General features: G+C 37.3%; 23 protein-coding genes and 1 pseudogene. 7 read left to right on the top strand and 17 right to left on the bottom strand.

All coding sequences use genetic code 11. The features are described 5' to 3' along the window. Nucleotides 1-28: 28 nt before the first annotated feature. Nucleotides 29-174 (top strand): annotated as a pseudogene (locus A6749_RS27745) (DinB family protein); the annotation flags it as partial. A gap of 75 nt (nt 175-249) precedes the next feature. Here A6749_RS27745 and A6749_RS16585 read toward each other — a convergent pair. Next, nucleotides 250-642, bottom strand: a complete 393-nt coding sequence (locus A6749_RS16585) for a DUF6223 family protein (RefSeq protein WP_066392129.1) — start codon at nt 640-642, stop codon at nt 250-252. Nucleotides 643-749: 107 nt separating this feature from the next. Beyond that, entirely contained in the window at nt 750-1,142 is a 393-nt protein-coding gene (locus A6749_RS16580; protein WP_066392119.1) for a DUF6223 family protein, read from the bottom strand. A gap of 225 nt (nt 1,143-1,367) precedes the next feature. Here A6749_RS16580 and A6749_RS16575 point away from each other — a divergent pair, with 225 nt between their 5' ends. Further along, entirely contained in the window at nt 1,368-1,574 is a 207-nt protein-coding gene (locus tag A6749_RS16575) for a response regulator transcription factor (RefSeq protein ID WP_236719687.1), read from the top strand. A 148-nt stretch (nt 1,575-1,722) separates the two neighbouring features. On the opposite strand, the gene A6749_RS16570 is transcribed toward A6749_RS16575, so the two are convergent. Further along, complete coding sequence (locus tag A6749_RS16570) at nt 1,723-3,837, bottom strand: M28 family peptidase (RefSeq protein WP_153043033.1); 2,115 nt, start codon at nt 3,835-3,837, stop codon at nt 1,723-1,725. Between the two features lie 461 nt (nt 3,838-4,298). On the opposite strand from A6749_RS16570, the gene A6749_RS16565 reads away from it, so the two are divergent. Together A6749_RS16565 and A6749_RS27740 are read left to right on the top strand one after the other, a co-directional pair. Beyond that, nucleotides 4,299-5,741 carry a L,D-transpeptidase family protein gene (locus A6749_RS16565; protein WP_407937514.1) on the top strand — a complete coding sequence of 481 codons (1,443 nt, stop codon included), beginning with the start codon at nt 4,299-4,301 and terminating at the stop codon, nt 5,739-5,741. Nucleotides 5,742-5,846: 105 nt separating this feature from the next. Next, nucleotides 5,847-7,210 (top strand): IS3 family transposase gene (locus tag A6749_RS27740; RefSeq protein WP_153043032.1). Its coding sequence is split into 2 segments (ribosomal slippage): nt 5,847-6,306 and nt 6,306-7,210, totalling 1,365 coding nucleotides; the frame shifts between segments, so codons are not numbered across the junction. A gap of 87 nt (nt 7,211-7,297) precedes the next feature. Here the strand turns inward: A6749_RS27740 and A6749_RS16550 are convergent. The 6 genes from A6749_RS16550 to A6749_RS16525 all read right to left on the bottom strand — a co-directional run bounded on the left by A6749_RS16550 (nt 7,298) and on the right by A6749_RS16525 (nt 12,260). Continuing rightward, nucleotides 7,298-7,864 carry an MOSC domain-containing protein gene (locus A6749_RS16550; RefSeq protein ID WP_066392071.1) on the bottom strand — a complete coding sequence of 189 codons (567 nt, stop codon included), beginning with the start codon at nt 7,862-7,864 and terminating at the stop codon, nt 7,298-7,300. Between the two features lie 389 nt (nt 7,865-8,253). After that, nucleotides 8,254-8,928, bottom strand: coding sequence for a DUF421 domain-containing protein (locus A6749_RS16545; RefSeq protein ID WP_066392059.1), 675 nt, complete (start codon nt 8,926-8,928; stop codon nt 8,254-8,256). A 441-nt stretch (nt 8,929-9,369) separates the two neighbouring features. Continuing rightward, nucleotides 9,370-9,939 carry a dihydrofolate reductase family protein gene (locus tag A6749_RS16540; protein WP_066392050.1) on the bottom strand — a complete coding sequence of 190 codons (570 nt, stop codon included), beginning with the start codon at nt 9,937-9,939 and terminating at the stop codon, nt 9,370-9,372. 222 nt (nt 9,940-10,161) lie between these two features. Further along, complete coding sequence (locus A6749_RS16535; RefSeq protein ID WP_066392040.1) at nt 10,162-10,599, bottom strand: VOC family protein; 438 nt, start codon at nt 10,597-10,599, stop codon at nt 10,162-10,164. A gap of 305 nt (nt 10,600-10,904) precedes the next feature. Further along, on the bottom strand, nt 10,905-11,315 hold the full coding sequence (locus A6749_RS16530; RefSeq protein ID WP_236719686.1) for a helix-turn-helix domain-containing protein: 411 nt from the start codon (nt 11,313-11,315) through the stop codon (nt 10,905-10,907). Between the two features lie 333 nt (nt 11,316-11,648). Further along, nucleotides 11,649-12,260, bottom strand: coding sequence for a trimeric intracellular cation channel family protein (locus tag A6749_RS16525; protein WP_066392019.1), 612 nt, complete (start codon nt 12,258-12,260; stop codon nt 11,649-11,651). 134 nt (nt 12,261-12,394) lie between these two features. On the opposite strand from A6749_RS16525, the gene A6749_RS16520 reads away from it, so the two are divergent. Then, nucleotides 12,395-13,297, top strand: coding sequence for an EamA family transporter (locus A6749_RS16520; protein WP_066392016.1), 903 nt, complete (start codon nt 12,395-12,397; stop codon nt 13,295-13,297). A gap of 145 nt (nt 13,298-13,442) precedes the next feature. Here A6749_RS16520 and A6749_RS16515 read toward each other — a convergent pair whose 3' ends face one another. From A6749_RS16515 to A6749_RS16500, 4 genes are all read right to left on the bottom strand, one after another. Further along, nucleotides 13,443-14,624 carry a NupC/NupG family nucleoside CNT transporter gene (locus tag A6749_RS16515; RefSeq protein ID WP_066392008.1) on the bottom strand — a complete coding sequence of 394 codons (1,182 nt, stop codon included), beginning with the start codon at nt 14,622-14,624 and terminating at the stop codon, nt 13,443-13,445. A gap of 139 nt (nt 14,625-14,763) precedes the next feature. Beyond that, nucleotides 14,764-15,681, bottom strand: coding sequence for a pseudouridine-5'-phosphate glycosidase (locus tag A6749_RS16510; RefSeq protein ID WP_066391996.1), 918 nt, complete (start codon nt 15,679-15,681; stop codon nt 14,764-14,766). Further along, a complete protein-coding gene (locus A6749_RS16505; RefSeq protein WP_066391988.1) occupies nt 15,678-16,637 on the bottom strand; it encodes a carbohydrate kinase family protein in 960 nt (319 codons plus the stop codon). The genes A6749_RS16510 and A6749_RS16505 overlap by 4 nt, the downstream gene beginning before the upstream one ends. Nucleotides 16,638-16,769: 132 nt before the next feature. Further along, entirely contained in the window at nt 16,770-17,726 is a 957-nt protein-coding gene (locus A6749_RS16500) for an EamA family transporter (protein WP_066391978.1), read from the bottom strand. Between the two features lie 224 nt (nt 17,727-17,950). On the opposite strand from A6749_RS16500, the gene A6749_RS16495 reads away from it, so the two are divergent. Continuing rightward, complete coding sequence (locus A6749_RS16495) at nt 17,951-19,042, top strand: PfkB family carbohydrate kinase (RefSeq protein WP_066391969.1); 1,092 nt, start codon at nt 17,951-17,953, stop codon at nt 19,040-19,042. 96 nt (nt 19,043-19,138) lie between these two features. Here the strand turns inward: A6749_RS16495 and fhuF are convergent, their stop codons facing one another. From fhuF to A6749_RS16475, 4 genes are all read right to left on the bottom strand, one after another. Then, entirely contained in the window at nt 19,139-19,915 is a 777-nt protein-coding gene (gene fhuF, locus A6749_RS16490) for a siderophore-iron reductase FhuF (RefSeq protein WP_161487153.1), read from the bottom strand. 7 nt (nt 19,916-19,922) lie between these two features. Next, nucleotides 19,923-20,741: an ABC transporter ATP-binding protein gene (locus A6749_RS16485; protein ID WP_066401016.1), complete on the bottom strand. Its 819-nt coding sequence runs from the start codon at nt 20,739-20,741 to the stop codon at nt 19,923-19,925. A 64-nt stretch (nt 20,742-20,805) separates the two neighbouring features. Then, nucleotides 20,806-21,861 (bottom strand): FecCD family ABC transporter permease, encoded by a 1,056-nt coding sequence (locus tag A6749_RS16480; RefSeq protein ID WP_066391955.1) that lies wholly within the window; start codon nt 21,859-21,861, stop codon nt 20,806-20,808. Continuing rightward, entirely contained in the window at nt 21,858-22,862 is a 1,005-nt protein-coding gene (locus tag A6749_RS16475) for a FecCD family ABC transporter permease (RefSeq protein WP_066391947.1), read from the bottom strand. Before A6749_RS16475 ends, A6749_RS16480 begins: the two co-directional genes overlap by 4 nt. Nucleotides 22,863-23,100: 238 nt before the next feature. Here A6749_RS16475 and A6749_RS16470 point away from each other — a divergent pair, with 238 nt between their 5' ends. Next, entirely contained in the window at nt 23,101-24,090 is a 990-nt protein-coding gene (locus A6749_RS16470; protein ID WP_066391942.1) for an ABC transporter substrate-binding protein, read from the top strand. The last annotated feature ends 470 nt before the right edge of the window (nt 24,091-24,560 follow it).

The raw sequence follows: 24,560 nt of genomic DNA, 5'->3' as shown, positions 1-24,560 counted from the left end.
TTAATAAAACAAAGAACCGTTTTAAGAAATTATTTTTTTAATACCACACCAAATTCATCATCGAGGACAAATGACTATTCTTATGCGTCAAGCTGGTTTATCGGTTCCGTGTCTTTTTATGGTCCATCAAAAGAGGAATGGGCAGAGATGGGTATGGAAGCTCCTAAAATGTGATTGTAATTATTGAACATTGGTAATAAGAACAGGGCTATATACATTCCTGTTCTTATTTAAAGCACCATGGTCGGGTCAGCCGGTGCGATATCGGGAGGCGAACCAAGCCATTCCAGAGAGGATTATCGTGATGAACGACAGTATCATGGCAAAGGCGGCACCACCACGCCCGTTACCAGAACCAATATCGCCGGGAGTGTGACCAAAATGCGGGGCAGCGATGAAATAGGCAATCAATGCCAACACGACGGCCACGATGGTCCCAATTTTCCAATTGCCTTTGCCGAAACTACCAGAGGCACGGGTCAAAGACAACCAACTGATGACTACACTTCCCAACCCCATCCCTACGGTCACAAGGATCTTGAGTCGTGCGGGAGTAAAACCGTAGACCTGTTCAGCTGAGGCAATCGTTGGCACAAGTAAAAATGCACAAAAGATTACGAATGAAATAAGTTTTTTATTCATGACAATTTTTCTCCTTTCACTGCCAGTTTACAAAATTTTCTCTTTCCATTATCAGATCCTGCGCCCTTTAAAGCACGTTCTCAAGAGGGACAGAAAAAATAGTCAAATTATTTGTTACGAAGAGAACGGGTCCAAGCCATGCCACCAAGCACCAAACCGATCAGCCCAATCACGATCGCTATGATCGCTCCAGCACGCCCTTTTCCGGTACCAAAACCACTAGGGGTAACGTATAGATGAAAAACAGAGAGAAGCACACAAAACAGACTCAACACGATGGACAAAACAGGCCATTGACCAGTGGAAAAACGACTGGCTTGACGGGCAAGAGCAATCCCAGCAACAACCGCGCTGCTTAGCCCAATCACGCCAGCTGCGAAAGTCAAGAGCCGCCCGGGGGTGATACTACCATAACCAACACCAGTCCCTTCAGCAAAGACAATCGTTGGTACAAGTAGAAGTGTACAAAGTATTACGAATGAAACGAGTTTTCTATTCATGACGATTTCCCTCCTTCCACTGCTATTTTACAAAACAAATATCGAGAACTTATGCAGATCTTCCACTATTTGCATGGATTATCTCAGAAACCTATTAAATCACGTTATAATTTTGGTAAGTGATAACTTCCTGAATGAAAACGGACTACAAGTGAATGTTCAAAATGGCCTCCGATCTCTGGAGTCTCCTTTTTGAACATTCTCTAAAAGGAAGATGTGATGAGAATGGAACCGAGATTGTTGCTTGTGGAGGACGAACCGGGCATGCTGGAGGAGATGCAGACCTATTTGCAACGTAAAGGGTTTCGGGTATTGACCGCCTGTACCGGCAAGGAAGCGCTCATAATTGCTCGGTCTGAACGGCCTGAAAAATGCCCTCTATTTAAAAATAGAAAGACATTATTAAAAGAACATTTTTTTGTAAAGAACTAATTTAATATTTTATAATTATGTCATGTTGAAAAAAGCCTTTACTCAGGAGAGGCCAAAACCTAGTTTTACAAAGGATACAATTTATTTAATAAAGAGATGCTGAAAAAGCATGGCAGGGACGCCATGCTTTTATTGGTTCAAGAGGCATTTACTTTATAGCTTTATCAGCCGTCTTGGCTGCTTCTTGCAGGGCCTTTTCTAAATTTTTAACTGCTTTCTTAAATGCATTTTTATCTCCTGCCATTTGAGCTTCTGCTAATGCTGGTAATGGAAGGGCAGCATAGCCTGTCGTTAAGCCTGGTGCCCAAATTTGGTGTTTAAACCATTCTCGGCTTGCAAGACCTTTTTTATTAATGAAATCACGCTCCTGCTGAAGCAAGGCTCTGTTGATTTCTTTTAATTGTTTTTCCTCCGTTTTTGTGACTTTGTTATCTGCTAATATCTTGGCGCTAGCCTGTTCAAGAGATAGAGCTGCGTTTCTCCATTTTAGTGTATTTTCTTCAAAGCGGCGAAGGTCTACACCGAATGTGTCATTTTTCTTAATTTCTTGAATGAGAGCCAGGACATTGTCTGCGTAATCGGAGTATTTAAACGGAAGTGCTTCTGCATTTGCTAATCGTAAAGCCATGATGCCGGCCATTTCAGCTGCAGCGGTTTGATGCTTATAACCGGGATCATCAAAGCGCTGCAATGCATCCAAATTATCATAGGCACTATGGTTGAGTCCATTTGGAGAACTAAAACCAAATCCAATCGACGGAACCCCTATATGCTGAATAAACGCTGTATAGTCAGAGCCGCTGCCAAGTTGTCCTAATCTTGGTTTATCAGTGCCTGATCGGCTCACCCAATGGTCAAAGACCGAACCGTCCGTTCCTGGTTTGGGGACCGCTTTTGTAATGTCATACATTAATTGATTTAATGACGGAACCGCAGAGGCCGAAAAGTTTTGACCGGCTACTCCGTCAAGATTGATATAGGCTACGGCATTTTCCGTTAAATCCTTGCGTTCCTCTTCCACCCACTCTGTTGAACCGATTAGTCCATGCTCTTCTCCATCCCAGCCAGCAAGAACAATAGTGCGCTCAGGCTGCCACCCTTTTTTACTCAGCTCTGCAAGTGACTTGGCAATTTCCATTGTCGCAGCCCATCCAGAAACATTATCACTTGCACCGTAAGCCCATGTATCTCTGTGGGCGCCAATCACAATTTTTTCTTTTGGATATTTGGAGCCCGGAATCGTAACAATCACATCATTAACAGGTTTTTGGCCGTATTCGATATCTAGTGATAATTTGACCTTTGTATTCTCTGAACCGAGGTGATATGTAAAATCCAGGCCTCCTTGCCAAGCTGCAGGGGCTTCCTGGCCGGTCATGGTTTTCAAGATCTCTTTTGCTTCCCCATAGGAAATCGGAGTGGTTGGAATTTTAGGCAGGGAAGCCGCTTTAGCAGGGTCAATTCTCTTTACACCTTTTATCGCTGGTTCACCAGGTGTCAGCGGGTCACCAGGATATTTATAGATTGATAGAATACTCCCTCTCTGTATACCGTCACTAGGAAGCCATGGACCTTTAGGGTACACATCACCCCTTACATAATCTGCGGGATCTGAATAAATGAGCACACCAGCTGCCCCATACTGAGCGGCTAGGTCAGGTTTGACACCACGGAAGTTTTTACCATATCGAGTAAGTACAATCTTATCTTTTAAAGAGATGCCCAATTCCTTTAATTTTTCAAAATCCTCAGGTGTCCCATAGTTGGCATACACGACCTCGCCTTCAACGGTGCCTGATGGGGAATATGCATTAAAGCCAGGAATAACGTCGTTTATATATGGCGTCTGCGGATCTAAGTCTTCTATTACTTTCAATTCCTTTTTAATAGGAGCAGTTTGAGTGACAGAGATGCTTTTAGGAGAGGAGAGATACGTATCATATGTCTTTACTTGAGGTTTTAATCCAGCTTTACGGAGTTGATCTACAGCGAACTTTAATGCCTCTTCATTCCCTGCCGAACCTGCTAAAGCTGGTCTTTTCGCTAATCCTTCAGAATAGTATTGAAGCGAACTTTCCTTAACACTCCCCATGAGGGCGCTTTCAATCTGAGTCTGCCATTTAGACTTGGTATCGGTAAATCCATACAATTTGCTTGAGGAATTGGCATTTGCCGACTGACCTAATACAGGAGACGCAAGCAGCGCTGCACCGACAATCCCCACCAACCATTTCCGTTTGTTTTTTCTCATTTTCCCATTCAATTATTTCAACCCCTTTCTAGTAATTACTTGAATCGTAACAATTATTCCAGTATTTTACATGAGAATTTAGACATAGATATAAATAGCCCAAAATACTTATTAACTAATTTATTGCAATTATTCGATAAAACTCGAGGGCCAGACCGTTGCGCCGGTTTAGTGAACAAAGAATTTTACTAAATTTGTTTCTGAAATACATTAATCGGGCGGAACCTTTATTAGCAAGAGAATATAATTGACCTTTTTATAAATAGTTCTTCTTCGTATGCTGTATTAGATACCACTCTAATATTTTCTCTTTTATACAAATTACGACAATTTTATCGCGATTATTATAATATAATTGTAGTAATAATTTAATAGTATTGTAATTAAATCGGAATTTTTTGGATACAAATTTCACAAGGTTAATATTAGGGGACTTTGATATAAGGAGTATCAGGTATGCGGAGGGAATGTTTATGAGTACACTAAATGAAACAATTGAAGAAGTGGTTCAAGAACGGGTTAATCGATTCAAACCACGTGCAAAAAGGAATTTTATTGTAATTGGCATTATCACTATTATTACACTCCTATTTGCGGGAATGAGCTATTATCAAGCAACCCGGTTCAATTCGCAAATTACGATTAATGACACAATAGTCGGTGGGCTGACTGCAGATCAGGCAATAAAAAAATTAAAAACATCTGTATTAACAAATAAAGTCTATGTTGGACAACAAAAAATTTTAGATGAAAAAGAAACAGAGATGGGTTTTACGGAACAAGATTTGCCTGAAATCAAGAAAATATTAAAAAGCCAGTGGACATTTTTTCCTTCCTCAAAGGTACAAAATTATTTGTTGATACCAGATAAGATGGAGCAGTTCCGAGGCCAAACGTTAAAGAAGCAAGTAGAAGAAAAACTTTTATCCATGAATAAGGAACTAAAAGCACCTCAAGATGCTGAAGCGAAATTGGAACAAGGTAAAATTGTCATCTCAAAAAGTATTAATGGAGAACAGTATGATATCGCGAGAATATTAGAGGATTACCAGAAACAGAAATATAACAGTGATATCCATCTGAACCCAGTATTGTTACAGCCAATAAAAGCGGACAGCCCGATTATAAAAGAAGAGGAGAATCTATTTCAGGATCTCCTTCAAAGAACAGTTGATTATAAGGTACAAGATCAAGTGTATACTTTAAATGCCAGTGAATTAATTAAAGATGCCTCTTTGTCAAAAGATAAGAAGATTACAATCTCTGCGAGTGACATAAAGAACAAAATCGATGAAATTAATCGTTCTCAGTCTACATTAAATAAAAACTTTTCATTTAAAACCCATTCAGGCTCGGTCATTTCGGTCAAAGGACAAGGCTATGGCTGGGCATTAAATATTGAGAAAGAAACGGCGAGAATTCAGGAGGCTTTTGAAAAAGGGGAACAATCTATTCCAGCTTCTAATATTTACGGCAACGGCTGGGACTATGAACCCATTGGCTATGAAACTACAACAAATAATGGCATTGGTGATACGTATGCGGAAGTGTCAATTGCCCAGCAGCGTATTTGGATTTACAAAAATGGAAAATTAGCTGTTACAACGAATGTGGTTACAGGCAAACATAGTACAAATGAAGGTACACATCCCGGAGTTTGGTATATTCTTTTTAAACAATCACCACATACCCTTAGGGGCAGCGCAGCTGGTAATCCTAATTATTCTGTTAAAGTATCTTATTGGGCTCCCTTTACGAATGATGGCCAAGGATTCCACGATGCCAGTTGGCGGAGGAACTGGTCGAGTAGTGCCTATCTTACGGCTGGTTCCGCCGGCTGTGTCAACACTCCACCTAGTATAATGAAAATCGTGTATGATAATCTTAGTAAATACGATCCTGTTATTATTTATTAAGAAGGAAATTTCTCACACTTCCTGCCAAGAAAATAAAAAAGCCTAATTTCACTGAAATGCCCCCTAAATGTTAGACACCATTCTATCGTTTAGGGGGTTTTTTTTATGGCCAAATTTACAGCTGAAGAAAGAATACAAATTGTTTTACGGTATGTATATGGGAGTGAATCTATCAAGGCGATTGCGCAGGAGGCAAAGGTATCCCTTAATATTGTGAGTGGATGGATACGACTTTACGAACAACAAGGTATAGAAGCTTTTCAAAAAAAATATACAAGCTACTCCCTACAGTTTAAAATGGATGTACTGAATTATATGAACGAAACGGGTACATCATCTTACGATGCAGCGGCCATATTCAATATTTCATCTCCTAGACTGATTCGTAATTGGAGAAGTAAATTTGAACAAGGTGGAATTGGTGCCCTAGAAAAGAAGAAAAAGGGGCGTCCACCAATGAAAAAGAAAGCAAAGAAAATCGATTCAAAAAAATCAATACCTGCAGAAGGGTCAGTCGAAGCACTGCAAGAAAAAATCGCTAGATTAGAAATGGAAAATGCTTACCTAAAAAAGTTGAATGCTTTAGTTCAAATGCAGGAAAAATTACAAACAAAATCAAAGCGCAAGTAATTTTTGAACTAAAGGATCATTATGAAGTCGTGGATTTAGTTGAAGTCGCTGACATTCCACGTAGTACGTATTATTATTGGGAAAAACGATTAAATCAAGCTGATAAATATGCCGAAGTAAAAGAAGCTATCAAAGAGATTTTTCATGAACATAAAGGTCGTTATGGGTACCGTCGTATAGCGAAAGAACTAGAGAAAAAAGGATTTCATCACGATCCGAAAACTATCAATCGTTTAATGAATGAAATCGGCCTAAAATGCCTAGTTCGAATGAAAAAGTATCGTTCTTATAAAGGAAATGTAGGAAAAACCGCTCCAAACCTACTAAACCGCGACTTTTCTGCCGAGAAGCTGAATGAAAAATGGGTAACTGATGTTACAGAATTCCACTTATTCGGTGAGAAACGTTACCTCTCACCAGTACTTGATTTATGTAATGGAGAAATAATCGCTTATACTTTGATGAAACGTCCAGTTTATAAATTAGTCGGCGATATGTTAAATCAAGCGATTGAGCGTCTTCAACCTGGGGACCAAGTAATCCTCCATTCAGATCAAGGATGGCATTATCAAATGAAGCAGTATCAAAAAACATTAGAACAGTACCAGATTACACAAAGTATGTCTCGTAAGGGTAATTGTTTGGACAATGCAGTTATTGAAAATTTCTTTGGCTTATTAAAGTCTGAACTTCTTTATCTACAGGAGTTTGATAGTATTGAGCATTTTGAAAAAGAATTAGAAGACTATATTCACTATTACAATCACAAACGAATAAAGGCAAAATTAAAAGACCTAAGTCCGGTAGAATACCGAGCTCAGGTCCTCAAAGTAGCCTAAAATATTTGTCTAACTTTATTGGGTCAGATCAACGCTTTTAACTGAGAAATTAGGCTTTAGTTAATTCATAAAAGTACACCAAGCTGGTTAAACACGTTCCAGCTTTTTAAATGGTCTAGGAGGTAATTCAACACGGATGGTATCACCTGGTTTCGCTTCTCCACTCTCCAATATAACTCCCATTATTCCTGCTTTTCTTATTAGATTTCCGTCTGAATCCTTATCCAAAACAGCCTTTAAAAGCCCCTGTTTAAAATTATCAATTTGAGCACAAGGATTGCGTAAGCCTGTTACTTTAATAATTGCGGACTCACCTATAAATAATATCGTGTCAGTAGGTAATTCAAGAAGATTTATTCCTACAGTTGTTATATTTTCACCCATTTGTCCAGGTGTAATATTAAAGTGGTCTGCTAACTCTTCGAATAACTCATTTTGAATTAAATGCACTTGTCTAAGGTTCGGTTGGTTTGGATTTTGTGCCACTCTCGATCGATGCTTAACCGTTGAACCAAAGTGTGCATCGCCTTCGACCCCAAAACCCTTCACTAATTTTATAATCTCTTGATTTTCTTTACTAAACGTATGCTTCTTACTTAAACTAACCGCTATGACTGTTCCTAAAATTGAACTCTCTTTTTTTTCATCAAACATTCAATCCTCACAGCCTTCCTTTTTTGAACTCCTTGTTTGTTCATATTCGATAAAGGTTAAATTATTCCTTCTTCGATAATTCGGCCCTAAAAATGAAAAATGAGCGCTTATCCTTTTTCAAGAATAGCGCCCGATTGTTGAATAAAATTTTGAAAAGAACACTTCAAAAAAAGCAATAAAGAGTAATACGATCAATACGATAGATATTGAGATACCTTTAGTTATAAATTTATTTTATTGATATGAAATGTCTCCTTCACATTTATTTTCCTTTAGTGACAGTTTGTATATTAAAGGCTGCTCTTTATGTGTCGAAATCCCATTTTTACAACAGAGTGTGGAAGAGCCTGAGACTTGTCTAGTCAGTTTCGCTTTTTTTATTTCTATTTTTAAATGTATTTTTGAATAAAGAATCCTTCTCTTTCTGTCCACTCGGCACAGTAAATCTCTTCGATGGATCCATATCCCTCTTTCTTTAAACTTTCTCTTAGCCAATCCACATCCTTATCAATCATTCGGAGTCCTTTTTCCTCTATTCTTCCTTCATCCACTAATAATATAGAAGGCTCGTTACTGTCAGCCTCCACTTTTAGCTGTGCAGGTGTCACTGGATCGAATTCAGGATATTTCATCACGCTTAAATTTCCGCTTGTTTCAAGGTAGGCATATTTGACTTCCTTTAGTGAGAAGATTCCTTGCTGGCGAAGCAAGGTGCGCAGCTGTTCAGGCTCAAGCTTTGACTTTTCAAATGCTTTTACATCTAACTCACCATCTCTTATTACTAGACAGGGTTCTCCCATAATTAAGACACGGAATTTCTCAAATCTTTGCATGATCCTTTCAAATAAAAAGATGGCCAGCGCCCAAATGGCAAGGGCAAAGATAAAATGACCAACTGTTACTTTATCATCAAAAATAGATTCTTCTAAAATACCGCCGAGAATAACGGCGTAAACAAAATCAAGCGGTGTTATCTGGGCCAATTCTTTTTTACCAATTAAACGTACAATCACAACAAGAGTAATTAATCCGATTATAAGCTTTAGGGCGATCATTCCATACATAACAAGAACCTCCTGACAATCATCTTGTTAGCTTAGTTCCCCTTTTTTAACACTTATAATCCTTTTCATTTAAGGCCATTTTGCGAAATAACACTTAATTATAAAGTTGGACATTTAATCGTGGAAAAAGACCTCGCCTTAATTCATCTCTTACTATTAGTTTCTAAAGGGCTAGTAAATTTATTTGTAGGAGATTTTTTATTCAAAGTAAATTCAGAGTGATTAGTAATCCTAGTAAGTTTCATGATCCTATTGGATTTACCCATGTTGTAATTCCTAAAGGAAGAAGATTGCTTTTTTTCTTAAAAATTTTGTGAACAAAATGGCCTTAAATGAAAAATGTGCGCTTATCCTTGTTCTAGATAGCGCCCTTTTGTTGAAAATCGAAAATTACTATCGAGTATTTTGTAATGATATTTTATCTTTGAATGTGCAAAATTATTAATTCCTACTTAAACGATAGATTAGTTGCACAACGCCAGAGGAGAATGTTCTTGTATTAACTATTTTTAAATTCAATCTCTGTTTTATATCAATAAACAATGGTTTTCCTTCTCCTAAAATAACAGGGTGAACAGATAATCTAAATTCATCAACTAGCCCTAAATTGATAAAAGTTGTAATAAGACTTGCTCCACCATATAACCAGATGTCTTTACCAGGCTTATTCTTCAATTTATTTACTTCTTCAAGAATATGATCATTTATGAATATTGCTTTATTATCAGTCCCTTTTTGCGTTCTGGAAAACACATACTTTTCTTTGCAATGAACTGATTTCCATAATTCTTTTTCAATATCAGTATCTTCAATTTCTGGAGTGAATTGTCCCCATAAATCGTAGCTTTTTCTTCCATACAAAATAGTATCAATTTCATTTAAGAAATTACTAAACCCCATCTCAGAATCCATAATGCACCAATCAACTTCCCCATTTTTTCCTTCTATAAAACCATCTAAAGTAACTGCTAAATCTAAAATTATTCTTCTGGGTCTTACGCTATTGGACATAATTCTTCCTCCCTTTAGTGATTTAGAATTGTTTCTCTCGCCAAATATTTTTTTATTGATATTAAAATACCTTGCCTTAAATCAATAACAATTATCTCAAATTCCTATTATTCCCACAATTGGTTATTCGAGAATATTCCCCTTAAACAGAAATGAGCGCTTATCCTTGTTCAAGGATAGCGCCCGATTGCTAAACTCTATAATGGCTTTTAAATCCAATATTTATTTGATTTTCTCCGCCAACTCTAAAATAACCCCTTCTGGCCCACGAACGTAACATAATTTATAAGTGTTTTCGTAGTTTTGTATCTCACCAAAAAGTTCCGTGCCTTTCTTTTTCAATTTGGCAACAATGGATTCAATATCTTCAACAGCAAATGCAATATGCTGGATACCCAAGGTATTTGCAAAAGATTGCTGAATACCTTTTTCATCTGACGGCGTATGGAATTTGACCAGCTCCAAAGTTGCCTGGCCGTCCGGCATCCCTAACATTACAACCGTCTCTCTAACATCATTAAGCCCAATGATCCGTTCTACCCACTCCCCTTTCACTTCTGCTTCCCCTAGTACATTAAGTCCAAGGTCAAGAAAAAATGCTTTAGCGGCAGGAAGATCATTTACGATTATACCCACATGATCTATTCTATGGATCTTCATATCATACCTCCTATGTTCCGGTTTTTTACAATATTCTGTCCTTTTAAATACGTTCCTAAATAAACGCTCCTATTGGTGAAGATAGTTATTTATTTTAATATTTAAAAGGGAATTTTCTATTCTGGCCCCCTGATTACTTAAATAGGGATGCTGACCATTATCTTTTATTTCATCATCTCATTATAAATATACAGACTATATAATGCAGGTATCCCCCTATTGATGTAATCTGCTTTCACGCGTTAAACTTACGGACCCGTTGAATAGGGAATAATAAATCCATTGTTTTTGTATGTTTAATTCCATTATTGAACAACAATGAGTTGTGTGTTTAGAAGCCATTTGTCTATTGCTTTTTTAGGGTAATAATCAATTTTATCAATTTTTATATGCGGGATTTCACTTGTAAAACTGTTTTCACCATTAGTTATTTCTGTCAACTTTTGAACTTCCTCTGAACTTATACCTAAATAATTGGCTACTTCTGATTTTGTTAACAACTGGTGTTGAGTCTCTTTTTTATTATAGTTTTTGATACCACTTAAACTATTTGAAATTAACCAACACCCAATAACAAAAGACACTGCCAAACTAAAAATAGAAAGTGCAAATAAGTTATTTTTCATTCTTCTTCCCCTTTTTATATTTCTTCCTATTTTATATTCTTCAACCTCCTTATAAAAGCCTTCTAGACTTCTTAGCTTAGGTACACTCATTTACATTCTTATCGACAATACGCGAAATCACCATTTTTCATCCCGTTCTGGTAACTAGATGCCTTCTACTTGCGAAGTTTTTTGATTCGCCGTCTATATTGGCTCGATTCGCCGATAACATTTGAAATTCGCCGATAAATATCTTAGATTCGCCGATAACCTTCAAAAATTCGCCGATAAATTCCGAAATCCATTTTTAAAGTGTAATTTTACATCGTGGATTACCGTTTTTTGTGTTCAAACCGAATGAAAAGCACTAAATTTTGCGAAAACCTCTTTTCATAATAAAGGCTAAGTAGCAAAAAACTTAAAAATCACCATTATAATAATGTCTTAAGGCTTTGTTTGGCCTTTAAAATGCTTTGGCAGCCTCCATTTGAAAATGACTGAACACATCCTTAAGGCGACAATTATGATTAAAAGTACTATTATTTCAAACGTACCATGTACCCATTCTAGTCCTAATACCAGTCCTGTTAATATTCCCCATGCAGCGTACACGTCGGATTGAAAAATCATTGGTTTTCTTCCTGCTAAAATATCCCTTACTAACCCGCCGCCAACTCCAGTTAACGTCGATGCAATCAATACGGCACTTAACGGAGCCCCACTTTGAACAGCAAAGTTCGCACCTTGAATGGAAAAGGCAGCTAATCCAATAGCATCAAAAAAAGTCCCCCATTTGTTCCAGTATTTGATGATCATATTCGGTAATAAAAAAACAACGATAATTGCAAATAAGGCAATTTCAAATAAATGATTTTGAGTCCAAATGGTTTCAACGGGAATTCCAATCATTAAGTTACGGATCATTCCCCCGCCAAATGCGGTAGTCAATCCTAAGACGCAAATCCCCAATAGATCATAATCTTCTTCCATTGCAATTATGGCACCGCTTATCGCAAAAGCGATCGTTCCAATTATGTTAAGTACATCCCAAGTCAAAACAACCACTCCATTCCTATCATATTTTTGCCTAAATAAAGTAAATAAAACCCAAGGTATTCCTCCTATGGTAGTTTATTTTCCTACTTATGATATAATAGTTTGGTAGTTTTTAGCTTCATGGAGGTTTTATCATGCAATTAAATAAAGGGATTTTATTTGTATTATTAGGAGCAGGATGCTTTGGTTTTACACCGATATTTGCTAAATTGGGGTTTAGCCACGGCTACTCACTCGGCCAAATTAATATCGTTCAAATGATGATTTCCTCATTTATATTATGGTCGTTCACTCTAATTAAACGCTCTAGCTTCAAAGGGCTTAATAAGAAGAATATTCCTCACATTATGATAACCGGTTGTTTTGTCGGCTTAACAAGTATTTTTTATTATGGTTCGATGCAATATCTTCCGGCCTCATTGGCCATCATTTTAATGTTTCAATTCGTTTGGATCGGGATTATTTTAGAATGGATTTTCAGCAAAATCAAACCTGCACCTATAACCGTTGTGTCCATCATTTTTATTTTGATTGGTGTTTTTTTTGCGTCCAATATAGTAAATGGCGACATACAGGGACTACCATTAAAAGGTTTCCTTTTTGGTATTCTATCTGCATTCACTTATGCTGGATTTATTTTTTTCAGCGGGAAGGTCGCTGTAAATGTAGACCCATGGACTCGAACTTCTTTAATGTCAACTGGGTCAACTATTTTAGTTCTGGTCCTATTCTTGCGTGACATTCCATCTGTTGTGCCATTGGAGACAAACTTAATAACGGCTTCCATCGGTGTTTCACTATTTGGGGCAGTCCTTCCCCCGCTGTTTTTTGCTGTGGGCGCACCATTGGTTTCAGGCGGCATCGCCAATATATTAACCTCCATTGAATTACCGATCGCCATCCTATCAGCCAGTCTTATTTTGTCAGAAGCGGTAACGCCGCTTCAATGGTTAGGCACGGCTATTATATTAGCAGCGATTGTGTTAAATGAACTTGGCAGCAGTCTTTTTAGAGTTAGGAAGCATATTAACGGGTAGCGTTAATGGATGCTTTTATTTTAATGATTTTGCGCTAAATTGTTTTATTAAAAAGAAAAAACTAGCATTGGGAGAAATACCCTAATGCTAGTTTTTTTACTTAAAGACATCATTCACTTATGGTACGGTTCCCTGCGATATCTTACTACATTACAATTCCCATAATTGTCCCTGAAATAACAGAAGCAAGTGTTGCACCTAACAGGAGTTTTAAAGCAACTTTTGAAACATAACTACCCTGTTTTTCACTGATTGATTTGATTGAACCTGAAACAATGCCAACTGTACCAAAATTCGCAAAGCTAACTAAATAAACGGATACAATGGCAATTGTTTTATCGGAAAGATGTTTTGCAACATCACTAAAGCTTAACATGGCAACAAATTCATTCGTAACCAGTTTTGTCGCCATAATTCCACCAGCTTTTACAGTTTCTGCCCATGGAATACCCATTAAGAAAGCGATTGGTGCAAAAATATATCCAATAACGGTTTGGAAAGAAACATGGAATACACCTAAAAACATGACATTAATCAATTCCATTAAGGAAATAAATCCCACGAGCATAGCAGCAACGATGATCGCAATTTTAAAACCATCCATTACGCTATCTCCAACCATTTGGAAAAAAGGAACTCTTTCATTCTTCTCAATTTGTATTAAATCCTCATTTTCATCTAAATCATATGGATTAATAATATTAGCAACGATAAGAGCACTGAAAATATTTAATACAACAGCTGTTACAACAAATTTGGGCTCTAACATTTTCATATAAGACCCAACCATCGCCATACTGACGGCACTCATTGCCGAAGTACATATGGTATATAGTCGATTAGGAGATAAAAGCGGAATTTGTTTGATAATCGTCAAGAACACTTCTGGTTGTCCAAGCGCAGCTGTAGAAACAGCAAAATAACTTTCTAGTTTACCCATTCCTGTAATCTTACTTAAGATTAAACCTACATATTTGATAATGAATGGCAATACTTTTATATAATTTAAGATTCCTATTAACACAGACATAAAAACAAGAGGCATTAACACACCTAGGAAAAATGAAAATTTGCCTTTATTCACCATTCCACCAAATACAAATTGAATCCCTGAATCGGCAAGCTTCATTAATTTTTCAAAAAATACACCAACCTCGGTAATAGCAATTAAACCAATACTAGTATTCATCATGAAGTAAACTAAAATAATTTGGATAGCCAGCATGATCAGAATACGTTTATATTTTATTTGTTTTCTATTATTACTAACTAATAGACCAATACCGAAAACGAATAAAATGCCTGTTATTAAGAAAATAAAATTCATATGCAGCCTCTCCCTTTATTTGGTTACGCTTTCAAATGTCTAAAAAAAACAACTTCTATAAAGTATGATTGTATTGATTATTTAAAATAATCATCCTTTATAGAAGTCGAAATTATCTTATCGCGAATCTAGTTTAGTATTATTTTGTTTTATTATTAAAGCTAACAGCAAGTTGGGTTCCTACTTTAGCATTGTGTTTTACTAATTCAATGTTGGCTTCAAGGCTTTTACCGCCAGTTAATTCTTTAATTTTGCCTAACAGGAATGGTGTACTATCCTTACCAATAATGTGATTTTCCTCTGCTTCTTTGATTGCTTGGTCAATAATTCCATTGATATATTCTTCATCCATTGCGTACTCCTCAGGAATCGGATTTGCAATGACTGCTCCACCTTTTAGATTTAATTCCCATTTCGTTTTTAATGTTTCAGCAATTTCATCGATAGAATCAGTAGAGGTATTTAATTTATGTTCACTTTTTCTTGTATAAAATGCAGGTAAGACCTCAGTTTCATATCCAATCACAGGAACGCCTTTTGTTTCAAGGTATTCAAGCGTAAGAGCTAAATCCAGGATCGATTTTGCACCTGCACAAACTACCGCTACATCCGTTTGCGCTAATTCCTCAAGGTCTGCTGAAATATCCATGGTTGTTTCAGCGCCCTTATGAACACCGCCAATACCACCGGTTACAAAGATTTTGATATCTGCTAAATCAGCACAAATCATTGTGGAGGCAACCGTCGTAGCCCCCAATTTTTTCGTTGCAATAATGTGGGCTAAGTCACGTCTTGATACTTTAGCTACATTCGCACTTTTACCAAATAACTCTAGTTCATCATCTGTTAATCCAATTTTAATTTTGCCATCAATGATGGCAATTGTTGCTGGAACAGCACCATTGTCACGAACAATTTGTTCTACTTCCCGAGCCATTTGTACATTTTGCGGATAAGGCATCCCATGAGAAATGATTGTAGATTCTAATGCAACAATTGCTTTTCCTTCGGCTTTTGCTTGTTGTACCTCTGCAGATAACTCGATATATTGTTTCATTTTAAACATTCCTCCATATCAATCATAAATTGTTTTTGAGATAATTCCTGTCTAACTGTATACTTTGACATAATCGTCTTATGCGAATTGACCAAACCAGATTTAATAATATAATCGGTCTCTTTCTTTTGCAGCCAGGAATAAATAACACCTGAGCAAAATGAATCTCCTGCACCAGTAACATCTGCAACCATGGGTGTGTCGATAGCTGGAAAATATTGAATCCCGCCATTTTCAACACCGGCCATTACACCGTTTGATCCATTCGTCACAATCACATTTTTTACTCCCAAATCTAACCATCTCTCAACTGAATCTTCCCAATCTTTTTCATTGTTGATTTTAATATTCATAAAAGTTTCGGTTTCATCTTTATTTACGATAAGCCAAGTCGCCGCACTCAAAGTTTTTGGGAGACGGTTCATTTTAGGAGACGAAACTGGGATCATGACTAAAGGAATATTATATTTAGATGTAAAAGAACAAATATACTCAATCGTTTCGCTTGGACAATTCAAATCTATTACGATACATTTAGCTCTTTTAAGTAAATTACTTTTTTTTATCATTAGCTCTGGAGTAATATTTTCATAAACATCCATATCTGCTAATGCAAGTGATAAATCACCGTTCTTATCTAAAATTGCTGTATAGGAGCCCGTTGATGAATTTTCAAATTGTGTGACATGCTCTAAATTCATAAAAGGTGAAGATAAATTGTATATCTCTTCCCAAGCTGAATCCTGGCCGCTTACTGAAATGAGAACAACTTCCTCGCCTAGTCTTCCTAAGTTTTCAGCAATATTTCTTGCAACTCCTCCTACTGAGCTTGAGGAGTTTACTGGATTTGAAGTTTCATTGGTAAGTTCATATTTCGCATAATATTTTCTATCTACATTTGCTCCCCCTATGCAAATAATAGGGTTGGTTTTATCTAAGACATAAGCCTTGTCCATGTCATGCTTACACCTCACTTTATAACAAAAGTTTGTTTATTCAACAAATGTTTGTTGAATGTAAGTTTAGTATACGCTTTCAGAACGGATTGTCAAGAGATAAAATAAAAATATCATTTTATCTTAATCTCCTTAACTAATGTTTTTTTTATATTCTCCAAGCATGTAAGAGTTATTTTTTGCTTTTTGCTTTGCTGCCTTTTTCTTCATAAATAATAAATTACCAGTTAATATTGTTGGTAAACTGATACCGATGAGGATAATAATGATCCCTGCAATTTGTATTGTAGTAACAGATTCACTTAGTAAAATAACCGACACCATCACCGCGATCGGCAATTCAATAGCACTCAAAATGGATGTCATGCCCAATCCAACTTTAGGAACGGCAATAGTAAATAAAAATACTGGAATAATCATGCCAAATAGCCCTAATGCCAAACCGTAGATCCAAAGTCCTTCGTTAAACAAGGTACCATTCCAAATAATCTCAGGAGATTGGAATACAGCAGACATCATAAAAGCAAAGAACGAAACAAACACTAAACGGCTAGATGTATTCATACTTGTAGCGGCCCGACCGTTTACAAATAAGAATAGTGAATAACAAAGGGCTGCCGCTAACCCCCAGAACCACCCTTGTAAAGGGATTTTAGTTATATCAACATCAAGTAACCCAGCTGCCGGTATGGTTCCAAAAACCAAGAATAGTATAGAAATGAATTCAATCCTCGTAGGAAGCTGACGCTTTGTTATACAGGAAATCAACATGCCGATCCAGGTAAACTGAAATAGAAGAACCACTGCCAATGAGGCGGGTAAATAATTCAAAGAATGACCATATACAATATTTGTACATCCGGTTAAAACGCCCGCAAGGATTAGCATTTTAACACCTTTAAAGCTTATTTTTGTTCTGTTTGTCAGGAAAAAAATAATCACTGCTATGCAAAAACCAATAAAAAATTGACTTGTAACAGCTTCCGAGGCTGAAAAGCCACTGCCCATTGCCAGTTTTATGATGGTTGAAACGACACCATAACTACTCGCTGCTAAAATAACCAAGAGAGGGTACAGATACTTCTTCATATTCTACTTCCTCCAATCTATTTTTTCTTTTAAGACAAAATCATATGCTGCAACATAAAACAAAGATTGACTTTTTTGCAATCTATTTATTGGTTATAATGGATTGACTATATTAGTAAGGCAATCTATAAGATAACTGTTTCAAAATTATAGTACATAATTTAGTAGTTAGCAAACATTCGTTTATTAATAAAACTATTGTTTGATGGAAATGAGGTTGCATCATGGATAAAGAGAGTCAAATTTTGCATTACATAAAAATGAATCCTTTCATTTCGCAGCAAGAATTGTCAGATAAAGTTGGATTATCACGCCCTGCGGTAGCTAATTATATTGCCAGTTTGACAAAGCGCGGGGAAATCAAAGGACGCGGCTATATTGTCCGTGAAAAATCGTCCATCATATGTATTGGAGGAGCAAACACAGATCGAAAAGCGCGAACAAACCAAAGGGTGCAGCTATACTCATCCAATCCAGTAAATATTACTGAAACATGTGGCGGTGTAGCACGCAACTTTGCGGAGAACTTAAGCAAGCTAGGGCTTAGCACTTCTCTTATGACTTGTGTAGGAGACGATAAAGAAGGCCACTGGATTTTGAAGGAAACGAAAAGTCAAGGTGTAGATGTAAGTCAAGTATGGGTAATACCAACAGAACGGACAGGAACCTTTACGACGTTATTGGATATTACGGGGAAAAGTATTGTCTCAATGGCCGACATGAATATATACGAAAAATTAACCATTTCCATGTTTGAGGAAAAATGGTCCTATCTTACTACCGCAACTGCTGTTTTTTTGGATACAAATATTCCTGAGGAATGTATCCGTTATATTATTAAACGCTGCAGCGATGAAAACATCCCTATTTACATTGATCCTGTTTCTTCCGTCAAGGCACAAAAACTTCCTTTTCGTCTTGACGGTGTAGAACTGCTGGTTCATAACCGGGAAGAAGCTGAGATACTTGCTGACATAAAAATTGCCTCATTCGAGGATTGTCAAATTGCCTGTGAAAAAATTAGACAGCGCGGGGTTCAAAACATTATTATTTCGCTTGGGGATCAGGGGGTATATTATTTTTCCTCTGAAGAATCAGGACATCTGCCACCTTTCAATACAGATGTTGTAGATGTCACTGGAGCTGGCGAAGCATTTGCTTCATGTACAATGTATGGCATCATGAACGGAGAATCACTGGTTAGCGCTTGTCAACTAGGACTTGCTGGTGCTGCTCTTACCTTTCAGACAGAGAAATCTATATCATCTTTTTTAAACCCTGAAAAACTTCGTGAAATAGTAGAGGAATTTTCATGACAGATGCCTGACATCACCCGAAATGGATCAGAAATCGCCAAACTTTATAATAACAACAAAAAAGCTAGCTTTAGGCTAGCTTTATTATTATTTGTTTCATGCTTCTACGGCTGAACAGAAATTTTCTCCATCCAGACACCTTCCACCCTTAACTTTATAGGTACATGGGCATGTTTTGCATCGCATCAAACTCCCTTGCAGCTGATAATTGAAGCAACAGGTTTTTCTTACTCTTACTTCTTCACCCCTATCTGAAGCATATGTCTTTTCACTAAAGTATTTTTGCAGAGGGTTTTCATTGTAACGGCCGAACAACTGCCCCTCTGCTTCCAAAATCAAATAGCGAAAATCCTCAGATATCTGATTGTTGACTATATCCTTCAGTTCTGTTTCATATAACCAAAAAAGATAGACTGCAATATTCTCCCACAAGACTAGACTTGAGATATGAAATGTCTTTTCAAACTTTTCTATAAGTAAACATATATTTTCAGCAAAAAGGTCATGAAAAACCCTCCTCCTCCATCCAGTACGATTGGTTCCTTTCCAATCCTCTATATATACTTCCTTCAAAGAAAACAAAGGGAGCCATTCTTTATCCTTTTCAGGCAATTCCATTTTTAGTTTATCTAATGAAATATCAATTTTTTTATTCCAAACACTCATGGCATACAGTGACATAACTGCTACGAAAGAATATCTTTTGATAAAAATAGAAGCTGCTGCTTTTTCCGATGGTGCTTTGATTACATCGGCTAAGTTTTTCATAAACTTCATAAGAAATTGATCATCAAGTAAATCGATAATATCAAATGATTTTTTTAAGTCGGTACAAAACCTGTATTTTTGCAATATGGTTATTTCTTGATCCATCAGTACCTTAACCATTGAACGCTGCCGCCTTCTTTAGGATATATCTTCCTCTTCCATATGGAATGCAAAGGGGAGTACCAAATAACGGATCCACTTTCACTTCACAGTCCATCCCAAAAACATCTTTAACAAAATCTCTATTCATCACATCTTCCGGCTTACCATTTGCAAAAACCGTTTGGTCCTTTATGGCGACTATATTATGGGCATACCGGCATGCCAGGTTAAGATCATGAAGCACCATCACTACAGTTCTATTCTTCTTTTCATTTAATTCAAAAAGTAAATCGAGAATTTCAATTTGATGGGTCATATCCAAGTAGGTGGTCGGTTCATCTAAAAGAATAATCTCTGTATCCTGAGCTAATGTCATCGCAATCCAGGCCCGCTGGCGTTGTCCGCCTGAAAGAGAATCGACTGTTCTCTCTTTCAAATGTTCAAGGCGCGTCGCAATTAAAGCGTCGTTCACCTTTTTCTCATCTTCTTCTGTCCATTGCTTTAACCAAGATTGATGTGGATAACGACCTTGTTTGACGAGCTGTAGGATTGTCAGTCCTTCCGGAGCAGAAGGAGATTGCGGCAGAATAGCCATTCTTTTCGCAACTTCCTTCGTTGATAGCTTGGCTATTGCCTTTCCTTCTAATAAAACAGAACCGGACTTCGGCTTAAGCAGACGGGCGATTGATCTCAGGAGAGTCGATTTTCCACAGCCATTCGCACCAATAAAAACCGTAATTTCTCCTTTTGGAATTTGTAAATCCAATTCATTAATGATGAGTGTTTCACCATATGTAATAGATAAATTTTTCGTTTCAATCGCATTCATCATCACTGCCAGCTCCTTTTCTTATACAGCGCCATAAATCTTCCGAACTTTAGGGAATAACAGTTTATGCGTTTCTTGATTTAAAAAGTAAGTAGATAAAATATGGGGCTCCAATTCCTGCTGTAAACACCCCTGCTGGGACCTCTAATGGAGAAAACATTGTCCTGCCGATTAAATCAGCCAGCATGACAAGGATTCCACCAAGTAAAGCTGATGTAGGAAGGAGTGCGCCAAAAGAAGAACCTACCATCCGTCTTGCCATATGTGGTGCCATCAGTCCTACAAAGCCAATGCCACCTGCAAAAGCAACTGCCCCTCCTATTAGAGCTGTACTGATCATTAATAAGAAAAATCGCTGCTTTTGAACTTTTCCTCCTAAACCCGTTGCAACCTCTTCCCCAAGCTCTTGAATATTGATCATTCTTGAAGTAGTCATGGCAATAAGAAGGAAAATAACTGACCATGGGACAAGGATAGCAACGTTTTTCCAATCAGAACCGTATACTGTCCCTGTAATCCAAATATTTGCTTGACTCGCCTGATAAATAGGACCCATTACCATCAAAAGAGTCGTCAAAGCATGCATTAATGCAGAGATCCCAATTCCAATCAAAACAAGCCTGATTGGTGAAACACCATTCTTCCATGCCAGAAAATATACTAAAAAAGCAACAAATGCAGCTCCTATAAAAGCAGCTAGAGGGAGCCATGCAATACTGACTGTCAGCGAATGATTTTTATCACTGAACAGAGCTAAAAATCCTACAACGGATGCAGCCGCTCCTCCAGTAATCCCCAGTACATCAGGGGATGCAAGCGGATTTCGAATCATTCCCTGTAAAATACCGCCGGCAACAGCTAAAGAAATACCAACCATCAAAGCAACGATAATTCTTGGCAATCGGAATGATGTAATGACGAGTGTTTCCATTTCTAGACCTGCACCGAATAAGACCTTAACCACAGTAAGTGGGTTAATTTTTAATTCTCCTAATCCAGTACTTAAGATGAAAACGGCAAATGCAGCGATCATGAGAAACAAGATAACGAATGCAGCTTTTCGGTCGATTAATAAGGACAATCTGCCTTTAAATGGTCGAAAATTTTTATACTTTCTCATCGTCCATTGAACCCCCTTCTTGCAATAAAGATAAAAAACGGGGTTCCAATAATCGCCGTCATGACCCCAATAGGAACCTCAGACGGCATCAAGAGATATCTGGCAGTAATATCTGCTATTAATAGTAATATCGCACCTAATACGCCAGAATAAGGAATAACCCAGCGATGGTCAATCCCCACAAGTGATCTGGTGATGTGAGGAATAACAATCCCTACAAAGCCAATTGGTCCTGCAACAGCAACGGAACCACCCGCTAATAAGATGACCAGAATACCAATGGTTATTTTTATTAGAACGGTATTTAACCCCAGTCCTTTCGCTACATCTTCACCCATTGCAAGAACATTCATTTTACCTGCAATCATAAAGGAACCGACCAAGCCGACACCTATGAAGGGTAGAACTGATATAAGTGTCTCAAGTTTCCGCCCTTGCACTGACCCTGCAAGCCAAAACAAAACTTGATCAAGTAGTGCTTCATCCAGAACAAGCAAGCCCTGTGTAAAGGAGGAAAACATAGCTGCTATTGCTGCCCCTGCTAAGGTTAACTTCATCGGTGTTAAGCCTTCTCGACCAAATGATCCAATGGCATATACAGCAATGGCTGCTACTGCTGCCCCTAGAAAAGCAAGAGCACTAAATCCTTGCAAACTATTAAGAGAAAATATAGTGATTGCGGCAACTACCGCAAATCCCGCTCCAGCATTAATTCCAAAAATCCCTGGCTCTGCTAAAGGATTTTTCGTTAATGTCTGCATAAGGACTCCAGCTATTGATAGGCTTGCCCCGACAGCTGAAGCAATGAGGGCTCTTGGAAGTCTAACGGTTTGAATAATAAGATGTTCATTCGATCCATTATTATTTTTGAAGGCATCAATGGCCGTTTGCCAATTTGTGTCTGTATAGCCAAATATCACACTGGCACACATAAAAAGTAACATCAGCAGTACAGCGATTAATAATCCAAGCCATTTTAAAGAAGTACTTTTTAACAGCATCGTTCTTACCTTTCTAACCTCTATTTTTCAAATATGAATCCATTCTCTCATTGATAATAAACGCTAATGACTTTGAGAATCATTTTCAATTATAACATAAAATTTTCAGAAAACAGTAATTGAAATTGATAATTATTTTCAATTAAACTATTGACAGGTTAATAGCGCTCATTTTATCATTACATTAGTAAATGAAAATGATTATCATTTGCGATTAATTAAGGGGGATACATACACAATGAAATCTGTAAAAATATTGATGACTCTTCTCTCCGTTATGGCAATTTTTTTATTAGCGGCATGCGGCGGGACGAAAGAAAAAGCTTCAGAACTTCAGGATCCAAAAAATACTGATGAAAAATCCTATACTATTGAACATGCGATGGGATCTACTACTATTAAGGGCACTCCAAAAAGGATTGTTATCCTTATAAACGAAGGTACAGAAGCATTATTGTCATTAGGAATTAAACCAGTGGGCGCCGTTCAATCTTGGCTAGGTGACCCTTGGTATGATCATATTAAAGACGATATGGATGGCGTTGAAGTAGTTGGCGTCGAGAGTGAGGTAAATGTAGAGAAAATTGCAGCGCTGAAACCAGATTTAATTATTGGAAACAAGTTGCGTCAAGAGTCAGTATACAAGCAGCTTAGTGCAATCGCTCCTACCGTATTTTCTGAAACATTAAGAGGAGATTGGAAAGAAAACTTTAAATTATATTCGAAAGCATTAAATCTTAAAGAAAAAGGAAATGAAGTATTAGCCGCATATGATAAAAAGGTAGAGGATGTAAAGGCAAAACTTGGTGACAATGTAAATAAAGAAGTTTCTGTTGTCCGTTTCATGGCAGGGAAATCTCGTATTTATTACACAGATTCATTTTCCGGTGTTATTTTCAATCAACTTGGGTTTAAACGTGCTGCACAGCAGGAAGAACTATTTACACCAGAAAATAAGCTGGGCAATCTTGCAATAGAGGTCGGAAAAGAGGTCATTCCTAAAATGGATGGAGACTACCTCTTCTACTTCACCTATGCTCCAAATGGCGACAAAGAAGCGTTGAATACAGCAAAAGAGTGGACAAATGATCCTCTTTGGAAAAATTTAAAGGCTGTAAAAAGCGGCAATGCCTATGAAGTAAGTGACGCAACTTGGAACACTGCCGGTGGCGTTCTGGCAGCTAACATCATGCTCGATGATCTTGAAAAATTATTACTTAAAAAATAGAGGTTAAACTAACATTTTCTTAAAAAACTTCCCAATTTATATATAGAAAAACGAGGCTTGCCATGGCCTCGTTTTTTTTTCGCAAATGCCACGCATTTTATCATGACATTTTGTATAACACGCCCATTCAGTCTCACTTATCTGCCTCTTCCATTCTCTGACACTTTCACTCTAGTGCTTCCAATGATAGCTATTGGCGACATAACTCTTGGAATAAACAACTTAAGTGTTTCCAATGGCGGCTATTGGCGACATAACTCTTAAAAAATACAATCAAAGTGTTTCCAATAACCGCTATTGGCGACAAAATTCTTAGAATAAACAACTTAAGTGTTTCCAATGGGCGCTATTGGCGACAAATCCCGTGGAATAAACTACTTAAGTGTTTACATTTACTCCGTATTTTTTCCCAACTCATTTTTCCTTTATCAACTTTAATTGCCTAAAATAAATTGGAAAAAGACTGCTGA

Origin of the sequence: Neobacillus mesonae (genome assembly GCF_001636315.1) — a bacterium.
GTDB classification, from domain to species: Bacteria; Bacillota; Bacilli; order Bacillales; family Cytobacillaceae; genus Neobacillus; species Neobacillus mesonae.
This window is presented reverse-complemented; position numbering and strand designations above follow the sequence as displayed.

Bases quoted from the DNA above. Each gene is read 5' to 3' on its own strand.
- A6749_RS16585 (WP_066392129.1), bottom strand. From the start codon at position 642: ATGAATAAAAAACTTATTTCATTCGTAATCTTTTGTGCATTTTTACTT.
- A6749_RS16580 (WP_066392119.1), bottom strand. From the start codon at position 1,142: ATGAATAGAAAACTCGTTTCATTCGTAATACTTTGTACACTTCTACTT.
- A6749_RS16575 (WP_236719687.1), top strand. From the start codon at position 1,368: ATGGAACCGAGATTGTTGCTTGTGGAGGACGAACCGGGCATGCTGGAG.
- A6749_RS16565 (WP_407937514.1), top strand. From the start codon at position 4,299: ATGAGTACACTAAATGAAACAATTGAAGAAGTGGTTCAAGAACGGGTT.
- A6749_RS16550 (WP_066392071.1), bottom strand. From the start codon at position 7,864: ATGTTTGATGAAAAAAAAGAGAGTTCAATTTTAGGAACAGTCATAGCG.
- A6749_RS16545 (WP_066392059.1), bottom strand. From the start codon at position 8,928: ATGTATGGAATGATCGCCCTAAAGCTTATAATCGGATTAATTACTCTT.
- A6749_RS16540 (WP_066392050.1), bottom strand. From the start codon at position 9,939: ATGTCCAATAGCGTAAGACCCAGAAGAATAATTTTAGATTTAGCAGTT.
- A6749_RS16535 (WP_066392040.1), bottom strand. From the start codon at position 10,599: ATGAAGATCCATAGAATAGATCATGTGGGTATAATCGTAAATGATCTT.
- A6749_RS16530 (WP_236719686.1), bottom strand. From the start codon at position 11,315: ATGAGTGTACCTAAGCTAAGAAGTCTAGAAGGCTTTTATAAGGAGGTT.
- A6749_RS16520 (WP_066392016.1), top strand. From the start codon at position 12,395: ATGCAATTAAATAAAGGGATTTTATTTGTATTATTAGGAGCAGGATGC.
- A6749_RS16515 (WP_066392008.1), bottom strand. From the start codon at position 14,624: ATGAATTTTATTTTCTTAATAACAGGCATTTTATTCGTTTTCGGTATT.
- A6749_RS16510 (WP_066391996.1), bottom strand. From the start codon at position 15,681: ATGAAACAATATATCGAGTTATCTGCAGAGGTACAACAAGCAAAAGCC.
- A6749_RS16505 (WP_066391988.1), bottom strand. From the start codon at position 16,637: ATGGACAAGGCTTATGTCTTAGATAAAACCAACCCTATTATTTGCATA.
- A6749_RS16500 (WP_066391978.1), bottom strand. From the start codon at position 17,726: ATGAAGAAGTATCTGTACCCTCTCTTGGTTATTTTAGCAGCGAGTAGT.
- A6749_RS16495 (WP_066391969.1), top strand. From the start codon at position 17,951: ATGGATAAAGAGAGTCAAATTTTGCATTACATAAAAATGAATCCTTTC.
- fhuF (WP_161487153.1), bottom strand. From the start codon at position 19,915: ATGGATCAAGAAATAACCATATTGCAAAAATACAGGTTTTGTACCGAC.
- A6749_RS16485 (WP_066401016.1), bottom strand. From the start codon at position 20,741: ATGAATGCGATTGAAACGAAAAATTTATCTATTACATATGGTGAAACA.
- A6749_RS16480 (WP_066391955.1), bottom strand. From the start codon at position 21,861: ATGAGAAAGTATAAAAATTTTCGACCATTTAAAGGCAGATTGTCCTTA.
- A6749_RS16475 (WP_066391947.1), bottom strand. From the start codon at position 22,862: ATGCTGTTAAAAAGTACTTCTTTAAAATGGCTTGGATTATTAATCGCT.
- A6749_RS16470 (WP_066391942.1), top strand. From the start codon at position 23,101: ATGAAATCTGTAAAAATATTGATGACTCTTCTCTCCGTTATGGCAATT.